Source organism: Streptomyces sp. NPDC047022, assembly GCF_040644155.1.
Classification (GTDB): domain Bacteria; phylum Actinomycetota; class Actinomycetes; order Streptomycetales; family Streptomycetaceae; genus Streptomyces.
Map to the genome: position 1 here is coordinate 36,774 of NZ_JBEYVV010000038.1, position 20,039 is coordinate 56,812.

Sequence of the window (20,039 nt, forward strand, 5' to 3'; positions counted from 1 at the left end):
AATGTCTGTGTTCGACCAGTCGACTCCGTCGACGGGAACCTCCGGTGCCTCCTACGCGGCGGCGGGCGTCGACATCGAGGCGGGCGACCGCGCCGTTGAGCTCATGAAGGAGTGGGTGAAGAAGACGCGGCGCCCCGAGGTCCTCGGCGGCCTCGGTGGCTTCGCCGGCCTCTTCGACGCGTCCGCCCTCAAGCACTACGAGCGTCCGCTGCTCGCCTCCGCCACCGACGGCGTCGGCACCAAGGTCGACATCGCGCGCCGGATGGGCGTCTACGACACCATCGGTCACGACCTGGTCGCCATGGTGATGGACGACATCGTGGTGTGCGGCGCCGAGCCGCTGTTCATGACCGACTACATCTGTGTCGGCAAGGTCCACCCGGAGCGCGTCGCCGCGATCGTGAAGGGCATCGCCGAGGGCTGCGTCCTGGCGGGCTGCGCCCTCGTCGGCGGCGAGACCGCCGAGCACCCCGGTCTCCTCGGCCCTGACGACTTCGATGTCGCGGGCGCGGGCACCGGTGTCGTGGAGGCCGACCGGCTGCTGGGCGCCGAGCGTATTCGCGAAGGTGACGCCGTGATCGCCATGGCCGCCTCCGGACTTCACTCGAACGGGTACTCCCTGGTCCGCCATGTCCTTCTCGACCGGGCGAAGCTGGGTCTCGACCAGCACATCGAGGAGCTCGGGCGCACCCTCGGAGAGGAACTGCTCGAACCCACGAAGATCTACTCGCTGGACTGCCTGGCGCTGATCCGCACCGCCGAGGTGCACGCGTTCAGCCACATCACCGGCGGCGGCCTCGCGGCCAACCTGGCCCGGGTGATCCCGGACGACCTGCACGCGGTCGTGGACCGTTCCACCTGGACTCCCGCGCCGGTGTTCGAGCTCGTCGGCAGGTCCGGCGACGTCGAGCGCCTGGAGCTGGAGAAGACCCTGAACATGGGCGTGGGCATGATGGCGATCGTCCCCGAGCAGTCGGTGGATGTCGCGCTCGCCGCCCTCGCCGACCGCGGGGTCGAGGCGTGGGTGGCCGGAGAGATCACCGGCCGCGGGGACCACGAGACGGGCGCGCGGATGGTCGGCGACTACGCCTGAGAGGGCGCCGGGGCCCGAAGCGGTGACCGATCCTGGAAAGGCAGCACGAAACCCGGTCCGGCATTGAGGCCCCGGACCGGGTGAGGTGCAGGTACTGCGAAGTTGCTACGGGAACTGCGCAGCGCACTCGGCGTTGAGTCAAGCGCCGCGACGCTGCGACGTGGGACCGGACTCGTCGTCCTCGTCCTCATCGTCGTCGTTGTACAGATCCGCGTACCGTGCGTACGGGTCGTCGTCTTCGTCGTCCTCGAACGGCTCGCTGTTCGGCGGCTGGTTCGAAGTCGATGCGCCCAGTTCATTGGCAAGCCGTGACAGATCAGTCCCACCGCTGTTGTACTTCAGCTGGCGGGCGACCTTCGTCTGCTTGGCCTTGGCCCGGCCGCGCCCCATGGCTCGACCCCCTCGGTGACGGGGCTCGACGGCCCCAGAGTCTTGACACGCGTTCATGATCCGGAACGGGCTCTCCGCAGAGAGACCGGTCCGTAGGGCTTCCACGGTACCTGAGCCCACGCCCATACGGTACGTCGCCCGCAGGGCGGGCGTGTGCCCATGACCGGCGAGACGCCCCGTCCTCGCTGGTCACGGCCGATTTTAACCACTTATTGGCGGGCGACCCGCCGATAAGAGTGAGAGTTCTCTCCAACCTCCTGTCGGCGGGTACCGCTCAGACCTGCGCTGCTTCCCCGGAGGGGGTCGGCGTACGCGCCTCGGCCATGCGCTGCTCGGCGATCCGGTCGGCGGCCGCGGCCGGCGGAATGCCGTCTTCCTTCGCACGTGCGAATATGGCCAGCGTGGTGTCGAAGATCTTCGACGCCTTCGCCTTGCACCGGTCGAAGTCGAACCCCTGCAACTCGTCGGCGACCTGGATGACACCGCCGGCGTTGACCACATAGTCCGGGGCGTACAGGATCCCGCGGTCCGCGACGTCCTTCTCCACGCCCGGGTGCGCGAGCTGGTTGTTGGCCGCGCCGCACACCACCTTCGCGGTCAGCACCGGCACGGAGTCGTCGTTGAGCGCACCGCCGAGGGCGCACGGGGCGTAGATGTCGAGGCCCTCGGTCCGGATCAGGGCGTCGGTGTCGGCGGCCACGGCGACCTCGGGGTGCGCCTCGGTGATCCGGTGCACCGCGTCCGCACGCACATCCGTGATCACGACCTCGGCGCCGTCCTCGAGCAGGTGCTCGACCAGGTAGCGCCCGACCTTGCCGACGCCCGCGATGCCGACCTTGCGCCCGCGCAGGGTGGGGTCGCCCCACAGGTGCTGGGCGGAGGCGCGCATGCCCTGGAAGACGCCGTAGGCGGTCAGGACCGACGAGTCGCCCGCGCCGCCGTTCTCCGGCGAACGCCCGGTGGTCCAGGCGCACTCCCGCGCCACGACATCCATGTCGGCCACATAGGTGCCGACGTCGCAGGCGGTGACGTACCGGCCGCCGAGCGAGGCCACGAAGCGGCCGTACGCCAGCAGCAGGTCCTCCGTCTTGATCCGCTCGGGGTCGCCGATGATCACGGCCTTGCCGCCGCCGTGGCCGAGACCGGCCATGGCGTTCTTGTACGACATGCCGCGCGCGAGGTTCAGGGCGTCGGCGACGGCCTCTTCCTCGCTCGCGTACGGGTAGAAACGGGTCCCGCCGAGGGCGGGGCCCAGGGCGGTGGAGTGGATCGCGATGACGGCCTTGAGCCCGGTGGCCCGGTCCTGGCAGAGCACGACTTGCTCGTGACCTCCCTGGTCCGTGCGGAACAGGGTGTGCAGGACGCCGTCGGTTACGTCGGTCACGGTGGTGACTCCCGAGGGTGTAGCGGCGGTTGGGGGCGGGGTCCCGTACGGGTGGCGGGGTCCCGTGGGGATGAGGGTAGAGCGTGAAACGGGCCACAGGGCGCGCCGTGTCGCGGATCACCCTCCCCCGGAGTACGCCCGTACGGGTTCGTGGGACGATTTGCTGTGGTTTTCCACCGGACTTTCCGCCCGGACCGCCCATGCGGACCGGGTGGCGCCCGGCCGGGTTCCGTGTCAGGTCCGATGGGGAGGGAGCAGGCGTGCCCAAGGTGTCCTCCGTGATCGTCCCGTACGCGTCCTACTTGCGCGTGTACGAGCCGCTGGCCGCCTTCCCCGAGCCGGAACGTGCCCACTGGGAGCGCTACGCCCGACGCCCCGACCGCCCCTCGTACCAGGACGAACTGCGCCGCTCCCTGGCCGACTTGCTGCCCACCCCGCCCGTCCCGGTCCCCGTGCACGAGAGCAGCGACGCCTTCGTGACCGAGGTGGACGGGGCGCTGTGCGTCTGTCCGTGGAGCACCCGGCTGCGCGGCTGGCAGGCCCTCGAGGACCTGCCGCAGGAGCTCCCCGCGCCGGTCCTGGACGCGGTCCTGCCGGTCGTCGTGCGCCGCCAGGCCGCCCAGGACTACGAGCGCTGGCTGGCCCGCAACCCGGACGCCCGGCCGTGGATCCGCACCTCGACCTGGCAGGTGCCGCTGCACTGGTTCGTGCTGGTCTCCGACGGGGAGCGCCGCTACGAGAAGGGGTCCACCGAGGTGCCTCCGATGCTGCGGTACCGCACGCCCATGGTGCAGGCCCGGCGGCGCACCGCGCGGGCGCTGCGCACCCTCAGGAACGCGATCGACGAGGGACCGCTCCTCGACGGGCTGGTGGACGTGGGCCGGTGGCTGGAGGAGTTCCACCCGCGGTCGCTGGTCGAGCTGGACTACGGCGGGCTCGTCCATGTGCTGCCGGCCGCGGACCTGGACGGGGACCATTCGGCCGCGGATGTCGCCGAGGGCATCGAGGCGCTGCGGCTGGGGGACGGGGCCGCGGCCGGGGAGGCGTACGCGCGGCTGGTGGAGCGCTGGCGCGGGGTGCGTGACCGGCGGTCGGCGAACTGAGGACCGGCCCAGTCCGGGATGCGCAGGACCGGCCTCGTCCGGGCCGTCCCGGCCTCGCGGTGACGCAGGGCCTCTCGTTTGGATCGGACCCCGCTCCCTGACCTGATCCAAACGAAAGACCCTGGGCGCCGGCGTGAGAGTGACACAGATGAATCCGGCGACGCAGATAAATCAGAGACGCCGGTGCAGCCCGTGCACCAGTGCACGAATTGTGACCTGCCAGACATGGTGAAGTCGCAACCATTGGCCCATGGTTGACCTACCGCATCCCGGTACGGGGACGTAGGTAGCTGATCCGGGCGTATGCCGTCAAGCGTGATGGAGCGCACTTACGCGGACCTTGCGTCTTACGGCCCTCCTCATGCCAAAATAGGACAAGGAGCCCGGGGGAGGCTCCATCTGCCCACCTATGGACGGAAACTCCGCATTGCACGCTTTGGGGGGTTTAGTGACCACTGATCTCCCTGTGACTGATCGTCACAAGGGTGTGACTGTCCGCTATGGCATGGTCCATCGGCTTCCGTCGCTGATGAACACCTGGGAGGGCAATTCCATCGGTTTGGCCGACGCGGCTGGACAGATGGTGTAGTTGTAGTGCCGAGGACAAGCCGTTCGTCCTATAACCGACTCGACTCGCGTCCGCCATTTCGGGCAACGCGGGTCAAGGTGCAGAATTTAGAGGAAAGAACCGAGAAGGTTCGGTTCTCCCGAGGAGGCCGCTCATGACCGCTCGCACCCCTGATGCCGAGCCGCTGCTGACCCCGGCTGAGGTCGCCACCATGTTCCGTGTCGACCCCAAGACGGTCACGCGGTGGGCGAAGGCCGGCAAGCTCACTTCGATCCGTACGCTCGGCGGGCACCGCCGCTACCGCGAGGCTGAGGTCCGCGCTCTGCTGGCGGGCATCCCGCAGCAGCGCAGCGAAGCCTGAACAACTTCATAACGGACATACCGGCAGGTCCCCCAACCCGCCGCGACGTCCGGACCACAGCTCCACACGACGCGGGTTCTGCCCCAACAGAGCCCTCTCCCTGCTTCGGTAAGTGGCACGACACGGGTGCGTCGTCGATCGCGCTGGACCCCACCAGGTCCGGCGCGATCTTTTTTGTGCCCAGGTCGCGGCTGCGGGGCCGAGTCTGTGAGCTTCCTTGTCGGAGTCTGAGGAGGGCTGTCGGATCTGGCTGCGAGACCCCGGGGGCATGGTGCAATTGCACATATTAAATTGACCCTTTGTATGAGGGTGGTAAGTACCACGCTCCCCGAAACTCACGCGGTGACACCCATCACACCGCGAGCTCCTTGCTGCTTCCGTGAGCTCTTTGCTAATGGAACATCGCTTCCGGGAGCGGGTGTTGGGCAGGGGCGCCGACCGCCGGGCCGCACGTGCAGGAGTGCCCACGCGCGGCGGCTCGGAACCTCCGGGATGCCCGACGCCTGCGCCGGCCGTACGCCGGCGGCCGTACGCCCCCGGCAGGGCCCCCGCGGATCGGTCTCACGTCCGGGAGGGGCTGTCGTCCTCCGCGGCCTCCGCAGCGGTCTCCTCGGGCTCCTCGTCGCCGCGCTGGGCGGGTTCCATGGCCAGGCGCAGCAGCTGATGGCAGACCGGGCAGTGTCGCGTCAGATGGCGGTACCCGGACGCGGCGGACAGATGGGCGCGCAGCAGCGCGCGGGTCTCGTGCCGAACGGACGCTGCCATACGCCACCTCCCCCGGGGGCCCGGGCAGTCGGGTCCCTGGATTCTGGGGTACCGGTGGAATGTGACGCCGTCAAGACCGCTAGGACCGCCTATCGGGTCCGGGACTGATGGGCGCGCAGGGGCTCACCCGAGGGGCTCGCCAGGGGCGTGGGGACGCGGAGAGCATCCGGGGCCGCTGCGGTCCTGACGGGATTTGCTCTGTTTGATCGAGGCTCCGCCGCGGGCGCGGCCTCTGCCGGGGGTCGGGCGGTCCGGGAATGACTGAGGCCCGCATCCGTTTCCGGATGCGGGCCTCAGTCATTCGATGCGGTCCTGACGGGATTTGAACCCGCGGCCTCCACCTTGACAGGGTGGCGAGCACTCCAAACTGCTCCACAGGACCAGGAGTCGCGGCGTCCGTTCGGATGGGCCGGTTTCCCGGCGCTTCCCGCGCGGTGCGCTGCGAGAAGAGACTGTACAGGAGGGTGAGCCCTTGGTCGAACTCACCCCCCGTGAGCAGGTGATCACGGTACGGCGGCGTCGATCGCCTTCACGATGCGCTTGTCCGAGACGGGGTACGCCGTCCCCAGCGCGTGCGCGAAGTAGCTGACCCGTAGCTCCTCGATCATCCAGCGGATGTCCAGCACCGACGAGGCCACAGGACGCCCCTGCGGCAGCTGCTCCAGCAGCCACGCGTACTCGTCCTGCATCTCGCGCACCTTGTCCATGCGCGTCGTGTCCCGCTGGACGTTCGTCGGCATCTGCTGGAGCCGGCGGTCCGCGGCGACCAGGTAGCGCATCAGGTCGGGCAGCCGCCGCGTCCCCGCCTCCGTGACGAAGCCGGGCTTCACGAGGGCGTCCAGCTGCGCCCGGACGTCCGCCAGGTTGGCGAGCAGCACCGGGCTGCGAACGCCCTTCAGACGGCGTTCGCACGCCTGCCACGCGGCCAGCACCTGCTGCACCTGCCCGACGGTGCGGACGGTCGTGTCCACGATCTCCGCGCGCACCTTGTCGTACAGCTTCCGGTGGGACTCCTCGTCCCAGGCGGGGCCCCCGAAGTCCCCGATCAGTTTGTCCGCCGCCGCCATCGCACAGTCGTCGAACAGGGCCTGGATCGAGCCGTGCGGGTTGGCCGACAGGCCGAGCTTCTGGGCGTTCGTGAGCTTCTCCGAGGCGAACTTCGCCGGGTTCACCGGGATGTTCCGCAGGATCAGACGGCGCGTGCCCTTCCACATCGCCTGGGCCTGCTCCTCCTCCGTGTCGAAGAGACGTACGGAGACCGTGTCGCCGTCGTCGACCAGCGCGGGGTAGGCCTTCACCGGCTGGCCGGAACGGCGGGTCTCGAAGATGCGGCTGAGCGTGCCGATCGTCCAGTCCGCAAGGCCCGTGCGCTCGAGGGACTCCCCGCCCTGCCGCTCGGCCGTGGCCGCGGCGGCCTGGGAGAGGGCCTTGCGCGCCTTCGGCTTCAGCTGCAGCTTCAGCGCCTCGAGATCCTTGTCCTCGTCCAGCTTGCGGCGCCGCTCGTCGACGATCCGGAACGTGATCTTGAGGTGCTCGGGCACCTTGGCCCAGTCGAAGTCGTCGGCCTCGAACGGCACACCGACCCTGCGCCTGAGCTCGCGCGCCATCGCGGCCGTCAGGGGCTCCCCCTGGGGCGTCGCCTTCTCCAGGAACGCCCTGGCGTAGTTCGGGGCGGGCACGTAGTGACGGCGAATGGGCTTGGGCAGAGAGCGGATCAGCTCCGTCACCAACTCCTCGCGCAGGCCCGGGATCTGCCAGTCGAAGCCCTCCTCCGTGACCTGGTTGAGGACCTGGAGCGGAATGTGGACCGTCACGCCGTCCGCGTCGGCACCCGGCTCGAACTGGTACGTCACCCGGAACTTCAGCTGCCCCTGCCGCCACGAGTCGGGGTAGTCGGCCTTGGTGACCGCCTCCGCCGACTCCCGGATGAGCATCTCCCGCTCGAAGTCGAGGAAGTCGGGCTGCTCGTGTCGCTTGCGCTTCCACCAGGAGTCGAAGTGCGCGCCGGACACGACATGAGCGGGGACCCGCTGGTCGTAGAAGTCGAAGAGCGTCTCGTCGTCCACGACGATGTCCCGGCGCCGGGCGCGATGCTCCAGCTCCTCGACCTCGGTGAGCAGCCTGCGGTTGTCGGCGAAGAACTTGTGGTGCGTACGCCAGTCGCCCTCGACGAGGGCGTTGCGGATGAACAGCTCCCGGCTCGCCTCGGGGTCGATACGGCCGTAGTTCACCTTCCGCTGGGCGACGATCGGCACGCCGTACAGCGTGACCTTCTCGTACGCCATCACGGCCGCCTGGTCCTTCTCCCAGTGCGGCTCGCTGTAGGTCCGCTTGAGCAGATGCCCGGCCAGCGGCTCCACCCACTCGGGCTCGATCTTCGCGTTGACCCGCGCCCACAGCCGGGAGGTCTCCACGAGTTCCGCCGACATCACGAAGCGTGGCGGCTTCTTGAAGAGGGACGAGCCCGGGAAGACCGCGAACTTGGCGTTGCGGGCGCCGAGGTACTCGTTCTTCGCGCCGTCCTTCACATCCTTCATGCCGATGTGCGACAGGAGACCGGCCAGCAGCGACACATGGACACGGTCGTCGGGGGCGTCCTGCTCGCTGAGGTGGATGCCCATCTGCCTGGCGACCGTGCGCAGCTGGGTGTAGATGTCCTGCCACTCGCGGATACGCAGGAAGTTCAGGTACTCCTGCTTGCACATGCGCCGGAACGCGGACGAGCCGCGCTCCTTCTGCTGTTCGCGGATGTAGCGCCACAGGTTGAGGTAGGCGAGGAAGTCGCTCGTCTCGTCCTTGAACCGGGCGTGCTGCTGGTCGGCCTGCGTCTGCTTGTCGGCCGGGCGTTCGCGCGGGTCCTGGATGGAGAGGGCGGCGGCGATGACCATGACCTCGCGGACACAGTCGTTCTTGTCGGCTTCCAGGACCATCCGGGCCAGCCGGGGGTCCACGGGCAGCTGGGCGAGCTTGCGGCCGGTGTCCGTGAGCCGCTTGCGTACGTCCTTCTGCGCGGGGTCGAGCGCTCCCAGTTCCTGGAGGAGCTGCACGCCGTCGCGGATGTTGCGGTGGTCCGGCGGGTCGATGAAGGGGAACTTCTCGATGTCGCCGAGACCGGCGGCGGTCATCTGGAGGATGACGGAGGCGAGGTTCGTACGGAGGATCTCCGCGTCCGTGAACTCGGGCCGCGCCTCGAAGTCCTCCTCGCTGTACAGCCGGATGCAGATGCCGTCCGACGTACGGCCGCAGCGGCCCTTGCGCTGGTTGGCGCTGGCCTGGGACACCGCCTCGATGGGCAGGCGCTGGACCTTGGTGCGGTGGCTGTAGCGCGAGATGCGGGCGAAGCCGGGGTCGATGACATACTTGATGCCGGGGACGGTGAGCGAGGTCTCGGCGACGTTGGTCGCCAGCACGATCCGCCGGCCGGTGTGCTGCTGGAAGACCCGGTGCTGCTCGGCGTGCGAGAGCCGGGCGTACAACGGAAGCACTTCCGTGAACCGGTACTGCTTCTTCGTCAGCGCGTCAGCGGTGTCCCGGATCTCCCGCTCACCGGAGAGGAAGACGAGGATGTCGCCCTTGCCCTCCCCCATCAGCTCCTCGACGGCGTCCGTGATCGCGGTGATCTGGTCCCGGTCGGCGTCCTCGGAGTCCTCCTCCAGGAGCGGCCGGTAGCGCACCTCCACGGGATACGTCCGCCCGCTGACCTCGACGATCGGCGCGTCGCCGAAGTGCCGGGAGAAGCGCTCGGGGTCGATGGTCGCGGACGTGATCACGACCTTCAGGTCCGGCCGCTTCGGCAGCAGCTGGGCCAGGTAGCCGAGCAGGAAGTCGATGTTGAGCGAGCGCTCGTGGGCCTCGTCGATGATGATCGTGTCGTAGGCGCGCAGCTCGCGGTCCGTCTGGATCTCGGCGAGCAGGATGCCGTCGGTCATCAGCTTGATGAAGGTGGCGTCGGGGTTCACCTGGTCGGTGAACCGCACCTTCCAGCCGACGGCCTCGCCGAGCGGGGTGTCGAGCTCCTCGGCCACCCGCTCCGCGACGGTACGGGCCGCGATTCGGCGGGGCTGGGTGTGGCCGATCATGCCGCGGACTCCGCGGCCGAGTTCCAGACAGATCTTGGGGATCTGCGTGGTCTTGCCGGAACCGGTCTCACCGGCGACGATCACGACCTGGTGGTCGCGTATGGCCTCGGCGATCTCGTTCTTCTTCTGGCTGACCGGAAGCTGTTCGGGGTACGTGATCGCGGGGAGGCGGGCGCCGCGCTCGGCGATCCTGCCCTCGGCCTTGGCGAGCTCGGCCTCGATCTCGGCGAGCACGGCGGCCCGGGACTCGGGCGAGCGGATCTTGCGCGCGCCTTCGAGCCTGCGGCCGAGACGCTGCGCGTCGCGCAGGGACAGTCCGGTCAGGCGGGGGGCCAGGGTGCCGAGGGTGGGGGCAGGATGCGTAGACATACGCGGTCCAGGATCTCACCTTGGCGAAATTCATGGCTAACGATTTGCCGTCGGCGGTTCGGCCGGGGAACCGGTGCCGTAAGCCGTGCGGCGTGTCCGGCCTGTCCGGGGCGCGCGGGCCGGGTGGGCGCCAGGAGCCTGCCCGGCCCGCGCGGGTCCTGCGTGTCGTACCCCTGATGGGTCAGTGGTCGCCCGGCTGCTGGGGTACCGAGGGTGCGGGCGCGGGGTGTGCCGGTGCCGTGGGCGCCGGGTGCGTGTGGGCGGCCCTGTCCTGGGACATCGACTTCGCGGTGTTGGAGACGGCCTTGATGCCCAGATAGGCGGTGGTCATGCCGCTGACGGCGGTGAAGGCGGCGGTGAGCACGCCCACGATCACCGACTTGTCGCCGTCCAGACGCCATACGCCGAAGATCGCGACCCCGGCGATGGCGAGGTTGCTGACGATCACGGCTAGCAGGCCGAAACGGGCCCGGTCCTTCTCCAGCTCGACGTCCTGCATGGCACTCGCCCCGCCCCGGCTCATGATCCCCCACCGTATGGCCGCCGTACGACTGACGCACGACCGCCGTATGACTGCCCCCGACCGGCCAGAACGTACCCCTCCGAAGGGGACATGCCAAGACGGCGCGACGCGCGGCGGTAATTCGTTCGAGGCGCTGCAGCTGGGGAACCTCGCGTGCGGCCGACTCGCTCCGAAGGCCCGCTACTTGGCACACTCCGGCGGCCGCAGACCCTAGGGTCTTTCGTTCGGATCAGGCCCGGGCGGCTCGGAGCCTCATCTCAGGCTCAGCGGCTCGGAACGCCGCCGGGCGACCAGGGCGGCGATGTCGTCGTCGAGCCGCCCGCCGCTGTAGGCGATCAGGTCACGGTGGAGATGGTCGAGGAGCTGGTGGGGCGCCTCGGCGCTCCATGAGCGGACGCGTTCGGCGAGGGGGTAGAAGGTGCCGGAGCGGTCGCGGGTCTCGGTGACCCCGTCGGTGTACAGCAGGAGCTGGTCTCCGGGGTGGAAGGGGGCGAGGTCGACGTGGTACCCGTCACTCACCAGCATCCCCAGGTTGAGCGGCGGCGAGGGATCGGCGGGCTGCAGCTCCCGGACCTCGCCGTGGTGCAGCAGCAGAGGGGGCGGGTGGCCGCAGGCGACGGTCCGGACGACCGGTTCCTCGTCCGGGATCTCGGCGAGGAGGGCGGTGATGAAACGTTCAGCGATTTCCGAGCCCGGTACTCCCGGATACCGGGACGCGTAGCGGCTCATGCTCGTCTCCAGGCGGCATGCGAGGTGGGGCAGGTCGGGCGCGTCGTGAGCGGCCTCGCGGAAGGCGCTGAGCAGCTCCGCGGCCGCCTGGATCGCGATCAGGCCCTTGCCGCGTACGTCGCCGATGAGCAGCCGTACGCCGTACGGGGTGTGTATCGCCTCGTACAGGTCGCCGCCGATCCGGGCTTCCGCCGCGGCGGCCAGGTACAGGCTCTCGAGCGAGACGTGCCCGAGGTGTCGCGGTACCGGACGCAGCACCGCCAGCTGGGCGGTCTCGGCCACTGAGCGGACCTGAAGCAGCTGATGGGCGCGCCGGCCGAGCATGCGGTTGAAGAAGGCGGCGAATACCGCGATCGCCGAGAGGGAGGCCAGCTCGGAGTAGGCGATCGCATCATGCAGATCGTTGAAGTACACCATCAGACCGACGAAGACGGAGCATGCGCCCACTCCGATGAGCACGGTCCCCCACAGGGGCAGCAGCGCGGCGGCGGAGATCATGGCCGCGGCGAGGAAGGCATCCGGCCTGATGTCGATGGGTGTGAAGAGGCCGATGAGCAGGCCGATGAGCAGCAGCAGAGCAGGCAGCGCGGCCAGCAGCCTGCCCCGCGCACCCGCGCTGCGCGTGACTCCGCGTTCCTCAGGAGACCTCGCCACCGTGCCGCTCCCCAAGGTCGCACAGGTCGAGCGGCAGCCCAGGTCCGGAAGCCTGGCCACCGATTTGGGTAGTTTTATAGTCGTTCGCCCGTAGCCTACGAACAACCCGGTGAGCGGTGGTGACGCGCAGGTGTCACCAGGTCACCGTGCCGCTTGGCGTAGCAGATACCAAAACACCCCCGCCGAAAATCTTCCGCGGGGGTGTTTGCCCTGATGGGCTCTGGTGGCTGGGGCCGGGGTCGAACCGGCGACCTATCGCTTTTCAGGCGATCGCTCGTACCAACTGAGCTACCCAGCCACGAGGCTTCATGGAAACCTCAGCGGTCCTGACGGGATTTGAACCCGCGGCCTCCACCTTGACAGGGTGGCGAGCACTCCAAACTGCTCCACAGGACCAAGCATGCGTACGACAGTGTCGCACAGGGTGGTGCGTGCCCCCAACGGGATTCGAACCCGTGCTACCGCCTTGAAAGGGCGGCGTCCTAGGCCGCTAGACGATGAGGGCTATCGGCCCGCCTGAGCGCTTCTCAGCGCGTCGGGGACGTGAGAAGCATATGGGATGCGGGGAGGGTTCGCCAAAACGGTTTACGGGGCGGCCCGTGTGGGGGTCGTTCCGGGGCCGGCCGTGCGTGCTCCGGGGGTTCCCGTGGGCGTGGTCGGCGAGGGGGTGGCGCCCGGGGACGGGTGCGATCCCGGCTGGTTGTCCTCGGCCAGATGGCGGGTCACTTCGGCCGTGGTCTCGCCGAGACCGCCGAGCCTGATCTCGTCCCACGCCTGCAGACGGCGGGTGCGCCGGTCCAGGTAGAGGACCGAGGCCTCGATGGGAGCCGGGTACTCGTGTTCGACGGCCCGGAGTCCGCTGCCGCCCGTGGAGCCCTCGATGCGCAGCCGGGTGCCGTACTTCATGATCTCCGTCCCCTCGTGGTGCAGATGCCCGGCCAGGACGAGGGGCACCTCGCCGTCCGTTTCGCGCGCGGCCGTTGGCTCATGGGCGATGGCGATGTCGACGGGGGTGCCGGCGGCCTTCTGGTCGTTCAGCGCCGCGGCCAGGCGCGCGCCCGCCAGTACCTCGGCCCGGTCGCCGCCCGGCGTGATGGAGCGGTCGGGGGTGAACTGGGGGTCGCCGATCCCGGCGAAGCGCAGGCCCGCCACTGTGACCGCCCGGCCGTCGTCGAGGACGTGGACGTTCTTCAGGTGCTCCAGGTAGTGCTGGGTGACACGGGAGTCGTGGTTGCCGCGGACCCAGATGTACGGGGCGCCGAGCCCGGCGATCGGGTCGAGGAAGCCGTTCTCGGCCGCCGTGCCGTGGTCCATGGTGTCGCCCGAGTCGACGATCACGTTGATCCTGTACTGCTCCACCAGCGACGCGATGATCTTCCAGCTCGCCGGGTTGAGGTGGATGTCGGAGACGTGCAGCACCCGGATGGTCGTCGGATCGGGCTCGTATGCCGGGAGGGTTGAGGTGACGTCGTACAGCTTCGTCACGTTCGTCACCAGGCGCGCCAACTCCTTCTGGTAGACGTCGAATTCGGTCACGATGCTGCGCGCGTTGCCGACCACGGCGGGGGCGGAGGAGAGCAGACCGGAGAACTTCGGTTCGAGGACCGACTCCGGGTTCCAGGTGGCGTAGGCGGTCGCTCCGGAGGCCGCGAGCAGGGTGAACGCCAGACCGCCGGCCGCCAGGGCGCGGCGCGGGCGGCGGTAGACGGCCAGTCCGAGTGCGGTGGCCCCGGCGACGACCGCGATACAGGAGCGGACGGCGAGGTCGAGCGTGCCGTGCTCGACATCGTGGGTTATCTCCCCCTGGAGGTCCGAGAACCGCTCAGGGTGGTCGACCAGTGCCTGGGCGCGTCCGGGGTCGAGCTGGTCCACGTTGACGTCGAGGCGGACCGGGGCCTGGTGGCTGCTCAGCTCCAGGGTGCCGAGCGGGGAGACATTGATCTTCGTGCCGCCGGAGAGGGAGGGGCGCAGGGTCATGGTGGTGTTCACGGGGCCCACGGGAACGCGCACGTCGCCCACGATCAGCAGCCCCAGCCAGGCGCCGAGTAGCACGACGGCGACCATGCCCAGCGCGCGGAGCCAGGGGCGCGGCTGCGGTGCCAGGGAGGTGGCCGGATCGGGGATCGGGGAGCGGTAGGAGCGGGCGAGCCTGCCGGACGCCCTTCGGATGCGGTGCGAAGCTGCGGCGAGGACGCGGACCATTGGTCCCGTATGCCCAAGTACCCGGGCCGGTATGCGGAACGGCTCGAGGCTCTCGTAGGAGATTTGCGGCCGTCTTACGAGGGGGCGTACCGGACAATGGCACTGTGCTGGAGATGACGCGCGAGGAGTTCGAGGAACTGGTCGCGGAGGCGCTCGACCGCATTCCGCCGGAGCTGACGCGGCTGATGGACAACGTGGCCGTGTTCGTGGAGGACGAGCCGTCCACGGACGATCCCGAGCTGCTCGGGCTGTACGAGGGCACTCCGCTGACGGACCGCGGGGAGTGGTACGCGGGGGTGCTGCCGGACCGGATCACGATCTACCGGGGGCCGACGCTGCGGATCTGCGAGACGCGTGAGGACGTCGTGGCGGAGACCGAGGTGACGGTGGTGCACGAGATCGCCCATCACTTCGGGATCGACGACGCGCGGCTGCACGCGCTCGGGTACGGATGACGGCGGAAGCCGGGGCGAAGCGCGCCGTTGGCGGTCGCCGACGGGGCGCGGGGCCGGGGCGCGGACGGTTGACGTCCGGTCAGGTTCTGTCCACCGCCGGTCGGCCGGCAGTCGGCTGAAACAGATGCGCGGTGCGGCCTTCTCCCGGCGCGCCGCGTGTCCTTGCGCGTGCGGCGGGAGTTGGACAGGGGGACTCCTCGAACCTTCCCCAGGCTCACGGAAGACCCCTCGCTCCCGGGCTCGCCCGGAGCGGGGACTCCAGGCGCAGGGGAGACGCCTATCGGAGGTGGGTGCCCGTGCGCGCCTGGTACGTACCCGTTCGTCTGGCCGCCGCGGTGATGGCCACCGCCGCGGCCGCCGGCTGTGTGAGCGTCGGGGACGACGCGGGCAGTCCTTCGCCTGCGCACTCCTCGGGACGGCACGGCGGTGCCGCGCCCGGGTCGGGGCCTGTGATGGGTGAGGGCAGAGGCGGTGGCCGGGGCGGTATCGCGGCCAGGAGCGGTTCGCCCGGTCCGGACGCGTCGGCTTCCGGCGCCTCCGCGTCGCCCTCCGCGTCGGAGTCCCGGCACGATTCCGGGGGCAAGGGCGCGGGGCCGTCCGCCGGCGGGGCTTCGACCGGCGGCCAGGGGGGTGGCGGCGGGGTGCCGCCCGCTCCGACGGGCGGCGGGGTGAGCCCCACGCAGACGGCCACCGACCCGTCCCCGACGAGTCCCCCGGATCCGCCGTCGCCGTCGCCGACGACCGCCGAGCCCTCGTCCTCGGCCCACGAGCAGGCCACGCGGGAGTTCGAGCGGGAACCGGCACCCAGGGCCGGGATTCCGGTGATGTAGCCGCTGTGGCGAGCCTCACTCGCGGCATGCGGGATTCGGTTTGCGTCGGGCGGGGGCGAGTGCGTATGGTGGTAGATCGTTTGATCCCATTTGCCCGGCGCCAACAAGACGCGCCGCGTGTGGCGCGTACTCTCCCTTGCCGTGGCCGGACCGCATCGAGGCGGTCGCTTGCGACTTCACGAAGTTTGGGCGCGTGCCGTGAACTCCGGAAGGTTCGCATTTCGCATGTCTGTTTCCAGTACTGATCACATCGTCCTGCCCGAGAACGACGAGAACGTCGCGGTCGACAACGTGGAGAACGTTGACTCGGCTCCCGAGATCACGTTCGCCGACCTCGGTCTGCCCGAGGGCATCGTCCGCAAGCTCGCGCAGAACGGCGTGACCACCCCCTTCCCGATCCAGGCGGCGACCATCCCGGACGCCCTGGTCGGCAAGGACATCCTCGGCCGTGGCCGGACGGGCTCGGGCAAGACGCTGTCCTTCGGTCTGCCGACCCTGGCCACCCTGGCCGGCGGGCACACCGAGAAGAAGCGCCCGCGGGCCGTGATCCTCACGCCGACCCGTGAGCTGGCCATGCAGGTCGCGGACGCGCTGCAGCCGTACGGCGACGTGCTCGGCCTGAAGATGAAGGTCGTCTGCGGCGGCACCTCGATGGGCAACCAGATCTACGCCCTCGAGCGCGGCGTGGACATCCTGGTCGCCACCCCGGGCCGGCTGCGCGACATCATCAACCGCGGCGCCTGCTCCCTCGAGGACGTGCAGATCACCGTCCTCGACGAGGCCGACCAGATGTCCGACCTGGGCTTCCTGCCCGAGGTCACCGAGCTGCTCGACCAGGTGCCGGCGGGCGGTCAGCGGATGCTCTTCTCCGCGACCATGGAGAACGAGATCCAGACGCTCGTCGACCGCTACCTGAACGAGCCGGTGAGCCACGAGGTCGACGCCGCGCAGGGCGCCGTGACGACCATGTCCCACCACATCTTCATCGTGAAGCCCAAGGACAAGGCCCCGGTCACCGCCGCCATCGCGTCCCGCAAGGGCCGCACCATCATCTTCGTGCGCACCCAGCTCGGTGCCGACCGCGTCGCCGAGCAGCTGCGTGACGCCGGTGCGAAGGCGGACGCGCTGCACGGCGGCATGACGCAGGGCGCGCGTACCCGGACCCTGGCCGACTTCAAGGACGGGTACGTGAACGTGCTCGTCGCCACGGACGTCGCGGCCCGCGGCATCCACGTCGACGGCATCGACCTCGTCCTCAACGTGGACCCGGCCGGCGACCACAAGGACTACCTGCACCGCGCCGGGCGCACCGCGCGCGCCGGCCGTACGGGCACGGTCGTCTCCCTCTCGCTGCCGCACCAGCGGCGCCAGATCTTCCGGCTGATGGAGGACGCGGGCGTCGACGCCTCGCGCCACATCATCCAGGGCGGGTCCGCGTTCGACCCCGAGGTCGCCGAGATCACCGGTGCCCGGTCCATGACCGAGGTCCAGGCCGAGTCCGCCGGGAACGCGGCGCAGCAGGCCGAGCGGGAGGTCACCCAGCTCACCAAGCAGCTGGACCGTGCCACGCGGCGCGCGGCCGAACTGCGCGAGGAGGCCGACCGTCTGGTCACGCGGGCCGCGCGGGAGCGGGGCGAGGACCCGGAGGCGGCCCTCGCGGCTGCCGCGTCGGCGGAGTCGGCTGTCGAGGCGCCGGTGACGGAGGTCTCCGTCCCGGAGCAGCCGACCGCGCAGGACATCGAGCGTGACGAGCGCGCGGCCGACTCCTCCTCGTTCGAGCGTCGTGACCGTCGTGACGACCGTGGTGGCTTCCGCCGTGACGGCGAGCGCGGTGGTCGTACCTTCGACCGTGACCGTCGTGACGGCGACCGTGGTGGCCGTTCGTTCGAGCGTCGTGACGACCGTGGTGGCTTCCGCCGTGACGGCGAGCGCGGTGGCCGTCCCTTCGACCGTGACCGTCGTGACGACCGTGGCGGCTTCGACCGTGACCGTCGTGACGACCGCGGCGGCTTCAACCGCGACCGGGACCGTGACCGCGGCTTCGACCGCCGTGACGGCGACCGTGGTGGCCGTTCGTTCGAGCGTCGTGACGACCGTGGTGGCTTCCGTCGCGACGGCGAGCGCGGTGGTCGTACCTTCGACCGTGACCGTCGTGACGGCGACCGTGGTGGCCGTTCGTCCGAGCGTCGTGACGACCGTGGTGGCTTCCGCCGCGACGGCGACCGTGACCGTCGTCCCTTCGACCGTGACCGTCGTGACGACCGCAGCGGCCACCGCGGCAGCGACCGTCCGTTCAACCGTGACCGCCAGGGCGACCGTCCCGGCTTCCGCTCCGGCGGCCACGACCGCCCGTTCGGCCGTCGTGACGACCACCGCGGCTCCGGCTCCTTCGGCCGCCGCGAGGACAAGCCGCGCTGGAAGCGCAACGGCTGACACAGCACACAGGCTGTCGGCGCAACGGCTGACACCGACCGGCGCCGCGCCCCCGTCCCGATCCCGGGCCGGGGGCGCGGCGTTTTCCGTGCGGCAACTTTTGGCCAAAGCACGTACTGTGTGGCGCATGTCACGCCTTCGGCCGGGGAATCGCTGGGTGCATGACACATGACGCCACACCCAGCGGGCTGTCGGACGAGGAACGGCTTGCCCAGCTCGGTTACACCCAGGTCCTCGCCCGCCGAATGTCGGCGTTCTCGAACTACGCCGTGTCGTTCACGATCATCTCGGTGCTGTCCGGCTGCCTGACGCTCTATCTCTTCGGCATGAACACCGGCGGGCCCGCCCTCATCACCTGGGGCTGGGTAGCGGTCGGGCTGATGACCCTGTTCGTGGGACTGTCCATGGCCGAGATCTGTTCGGCGTACCCGACCTCGGCGGGCCTGTACTTCTGGGCGCACCGGCTGGCCCCACCGAGAAGCGCGGCGGCCTGGGCCTGGTTCACCGGGTGGTTCAACGTCCTCGGGCAGGTCGCAGTGACCGCCGGTATCGACTTCGGTGCCGCGTCGTTCCTGGGCGCCTACCTCAATCTCCAGTTCGGTTTCGAGGTGACTCCGGGCCGCACGATGCTGCTCTTCGCCGCGATCCTGGTGCTGCACGGCCTGCTCAACACCTTCGGGGTCCGGATCGTCGGCATCCTGAACAACATCAGCGTGTGGTGGCATGTGCTGGGAGTCCTGGTCATCGTCGGCGCGCTCGCCCTCGTGCCCGACCACCACCAGTCGGCGTCGTTCGTGTTCACGAAGTTCGTGAACAACACGGGTTGGGGCAGCGGCCTGTATGTCGTCCTCATCGGGCTGCTGATGGCGCAGTACACGTTCACCGGGTACGACGCCTCCGCGCACATGACGGAGGAGACGCACGATGCGTCGACGGCCGGCCCGAAGGGGATCGTACGGTCCATCTGGACGTCGTGGGTGGCCGGTTTCGTCCTGCTGCTCGGCTTCACCTTCGCCATCCAGTCGTACGACAAGGAGCTGGCCTCGCCGACGGGCGCGCCGCCCGCCCAGATCCTGCTCGACGCGCTGGGCGCGAGCGCGGGCAAGCTGCTGCTGCTCGTGGTGGTCGGGGCCCAGCTGTTCTGCGGAATGGCGTCCGTGACGGCCAACAGCCGCATGATTTACGCCTTTTCGCGTGACGGTGCGCTGCCGTTCTCGCATGTGTGGCACTCGGTCAGCCCGCGGACCCGGACGCCGGTGGCGGCGGTGTGGCTCGCGGCGCTGGGCGCTCTGGCACTTGGCCTGCCCTACCTGATCAACTACACGGCCTATGCGGCGGTGACGTCGATCGCCGTCATCGGGCTCTACGTCGCATATGTGATCCCGACGCTGCTGCGGGTGCGGAAGGGTGACGCGTTCGAGCGCGGACCCTGGCACCTGGGCCGCTGGTCACGGCTGATCGGGATCGTGTCGGTGGTGTGGGTCGGAGTGATCACGGTCCTGTTCATGCTGCCTCAGCTCTCGCCCGTGACCTGGGAGACGTTCAACTACGCGCCGATCGCGGTCCTGGTGGTGCTGGGCTTCGCGGCGACGTGGTGGCTGGCGTCGGCCCGGCACTGGTTCCTGAACCCCGAGCACGAGCGCACCCTCGCCCGTGAAGCGGCGCGCGCCGTGGCGGTGGAGCCGGTCGATCCGTAGCCCGCGAGGACCAGGCCGACGGTGTATCTCGCCCGTTGGGGTGGCCGAGACCCCGATACCCGATCGGAGTCCCGGCTCCCTGCGGCTATGCTCGGGGAGGCAACAACGCCTGGGCCCTTAGCTCAATTGGCAGAGCAGTGGACTTTTAATCCATTGGTTGTGGGTTCGAGTCCCACAGGGCCTACGGATGCGGGGGAGGGGAAACCCCTTCTGACCTGCTGCGCAGCGTCCAGGTCGGCTTCGGCTGGCTTGGGCGCTGTCTCGTTTTCGGGCCCATGCGTGAGCGGACGGGTCGGGGATGCCCCGTCTGGGGGGGGTGCCTCTATGTCTTTCGTCAAGGTGCCTCTGTCGGGTTTGGGGTGATTCGGTCTTGCTGGGATTATGCGGCGAGCTCGACGTCCGCG

Annotated in this window: 14 protein-coding genes and 5 tRNA genes; 8 read left to right on the top strand and 11 right to left on the bottom strand. The window is 69.6% G+C overall.

Features of this window, described 5'->3' with window-relative positions; translation table 11 throughout:
* The first annotated feature begins 1 nt into the window (after nucleotide 1).
* Nucleotides 2-1,093: a phosphoribosylformylglycinamidine cyclo-ligase gene (gene purM / locus ABZ845_RS27995; RefSeq protein ID WP_360984847.1), complete on the top strand. Its 1,092-nt coding sequence runs from the start codon at nucleotides 2-4 to the stop codon at nucleotides 1,091-1,093.
* 138 nt (nucleotides 1,094-1,231) lie between these two features.
* Here purM and ABZ845_RS28000 read toward each other — a convergent pair whose 3' ends face one another.
* Both ABZ845_RS28000 and ABZ845_RS28005 read right to left on the bottom strand, forming a co-directional pair.
* Nucleotides 1,232-1,483 (bottom strand): DUF3073 domain-containing protein, encoded by a 252-nt coding sequence (locus tag ABZ845_RS28000; protein ID WP_360984850.1) that lies wholly within the window; start codon nucleotides 1,481-1,483, stop codon nucleotides 1,232-1,234.
* Nucleotides 1,484-1,757: 274 nt separating this feature from the next.
* Nucleotides 1,758-2,867, bottom strand: coding sequence for a Glu/Leu/Phe/Val dehydrogenase dimerization domain-containing protein (locus ABZ845_RS28005; RefSeq protein ID WP_360984853.1), 1,110 nt, complete (start codon nucleotides 2,865-2,867; stop codon nucleotides 1,758-1,760).
* A gap of 260 nt (nucleotides 2,868-3,127) precedes the next feature.
* Here ABZ845_RS28005 and ABZ845_RS28010 point away from each other — a divergent pair, with 260 nt between their 5' ends.
* Together ABZ845_RS28010 and bldC are read left to right on the top strand one after the other, a co-directional pair.
* Nucleotides 3,128-3,970 carry a hypothetical protein gene (locus ABZ845_RS28010; RefSeq protein WP_360984856.1) on the top strand — a complete coding sequence of 281 codons (843 nt, stop codon included), beginning with the start codon at nucleotides 3,128-3,130 and terminating at the stop codon, nucleotides 3,968-3,970.
* A 722-nt stretch (nucleotides 3,971-4,692) separates the two neighbouring features.
* Nucleotides 4,693-4,899: a developmental transcriptional regulator BldC gene (gene bldC / locus ABZ845_RS28015; RefSeq protein ID WP_003949541.1), complete on the top strand. Its 207-nt coding sequence runs from the start codon at nucleotides 4,693-4,695 to the stop codon at nucleotides 4,897-4,899.
* A gap of 561 nt (nucleotides 4,900-5,460) precedes the next feature.
* Here bldC and ABZ845_RS28020 read toward each other — a convergent pair.
* The 9 genes from ABZ845_RS28020 to ABZ845_RS28060 all read right to left on the bottom strand — a co-directional run bounded on the left by ABZ845_RS28020 (nucleotide 5,461) and on the right by ABZ845_RS28060 (nucleotide 14,220).
* The gene (locus ABZ845_RS28020; RefSeq protein ID WP_360984859.1) at nucleotides 5,461-5,664 is read right to left on the bottom strand and encodes a DUF6274 family protein; all 204 of its coding nucleotides are present in this window, start codon (nucleotides 5,662-5,664) and stop codon (nucleotides 5,461-5,463) included.
* Between the two features lie 307 nt (nucleotides 5,665-5,971).
* Nucleotides 5,972-6,046 (bottom strand) — tRNA-Asp (locus tag ABZ845_RS28025).
* A gap of 121 nt (nucleotides 6,047-6,167) precedes the next feature.
* A complete protein-coding gene (gene hrpA / locus ABZ845_RS28030) occupies nucleotides 6,168-10,112 on the bottom strand; it encodes an ATP-dependent RNA helicase HrpA (RefSeq protein WP_360984862.1) in 3,945 nt (1,314 codons plus the stop codon).
* A gap of 181 nt (nucleotides 10,113-10,293) precedes the next feature.
* Complete coding sequence (locus ABZ845_RS28035; protein WP_360984865.1) at nucleotides 10,294-10,635, bottom strand: hypothetical protein; 342 nt, start codon at nucleotides 10,633-10,635, stop codon at nucleotides 10,294-10,296.
* Between the two features lie 252 nt (nucleotides 10,636-10,887).
* On the bottom strand, nucleotides 10,888-12,018 hold the full coding sequence (locus tag ABZ845_RS28040) for a PP2C family protein-serine/threonine phosphatase (RefSeq protein WP_360984868.1): 1,131 nt from the start codon (nucleotides 12,016-12,018) through the stop codon (nucleotides 10,888-10,890).
* Between the two features lie 221 nt (nucleotides 12,019-12,239).
* A tRNA-Phe gene (locus ABZ845_RS28045) sits at nucleotides 12,240-12,316 on the bottom strand.
* Between the two features lie 23 nt (nucleotides 12,317-12,339).
* Nucleotides 12,340-12,414 (bottom strand) — tRNA-Asp (locus tag ABZ845_RS28050).
* 36 nt (nucleotides 12,415-12,450) lie between these two features.
* A tRNA-Glu gene (locus ABZ845_RS28055) sits at nucleotides 12,451-12,523 on the bottom strand.
* A gap of 80 nt (nucleotides 12,524-12,603) precedes the next feature.
* A complete protein-coding gene (locus ABZ845_RS28060; protein WP_360984871.1) occupies nucleotides 12,604-14,220 on the bottom strand; it encodes a metallophosphoesterase in 1,617 nt (538 codons plus the stop codon).
* A 104-nt stretch (nucleotides 14,221-14,324) separates the two neighbouring features.
* On the opposite strand from ABZ845_RS28060, the gene ABZ845_RS28065 reads away from it, so the two are divergent.
* The 5 genes from ABZ845_RS28065 (at nucleotide 14,325) to ABZ845_RS28085 (ending at nucleotide 19,819) form a co-directional block, all read left to right on the top strand.
* Nucleotides 14,325-14,675, top strand: a complete 351-nt coding sequence (locus tag ABZ845_RS28065) for a metallopeptidase family protein (protein ID WP_360984874.1) — start codon at nucleotides 14,325-14,327, stop codon at nucleotides 14,673-14,675.
* A 296-nt stretch (nucleotides 14,676-14,971) separates the two neighbouring features.
* On the top strand, nucleotides 14,972-15,505 hold the full coding sequence (locus tag ABZ845_RS28070) for a hypothetical protein (RefSeq protein ID WP_360984877.1): 534 nt from the start codon (nucleotides 14,972-14,974) through the stop codon (nucleotides 15,503-15,505).
* Between the two features lie 225 nt (nucleotides 15,506-15,730).
* The gene (locus tag ABZ845_RS28075) at nucleotides 15,731-17,938 is read left to right on the top strand and encodes a DEAD/DEAH box helicase (protein WP_360984880.1); all 2,208 of its coding nucleotides are present in this window, start codon (nucleotides 15,731-15,733) and stop codon (nucleotides 17,936-17,938) included.
* Nucleotides 17,939-18,099: 161 nt separating this feature from the next.
* The gene (locus ABZ845_RS28080; RefSeq protein WP_360984883.1) at nucleotides 18,100-19,635 is read left to right on the top strand and encodes an amino acid permease; all 1,536 of its coding nucleotides are present in this window, start codon (nucleotides 18,100-18,102) and stop codon (nucleotides 19,633-19,635) included.
* A 111-nt stretch (nucleotides 19,636-19,746) separates the two neighbouring features.
* Nucleotides 19,747-19,819, top strand: a tRNA-Lys gene (locus ABZ845_RS28085).
* Nucleotides 19,820-20,039 lie beyond the last annotated feature (220 nt).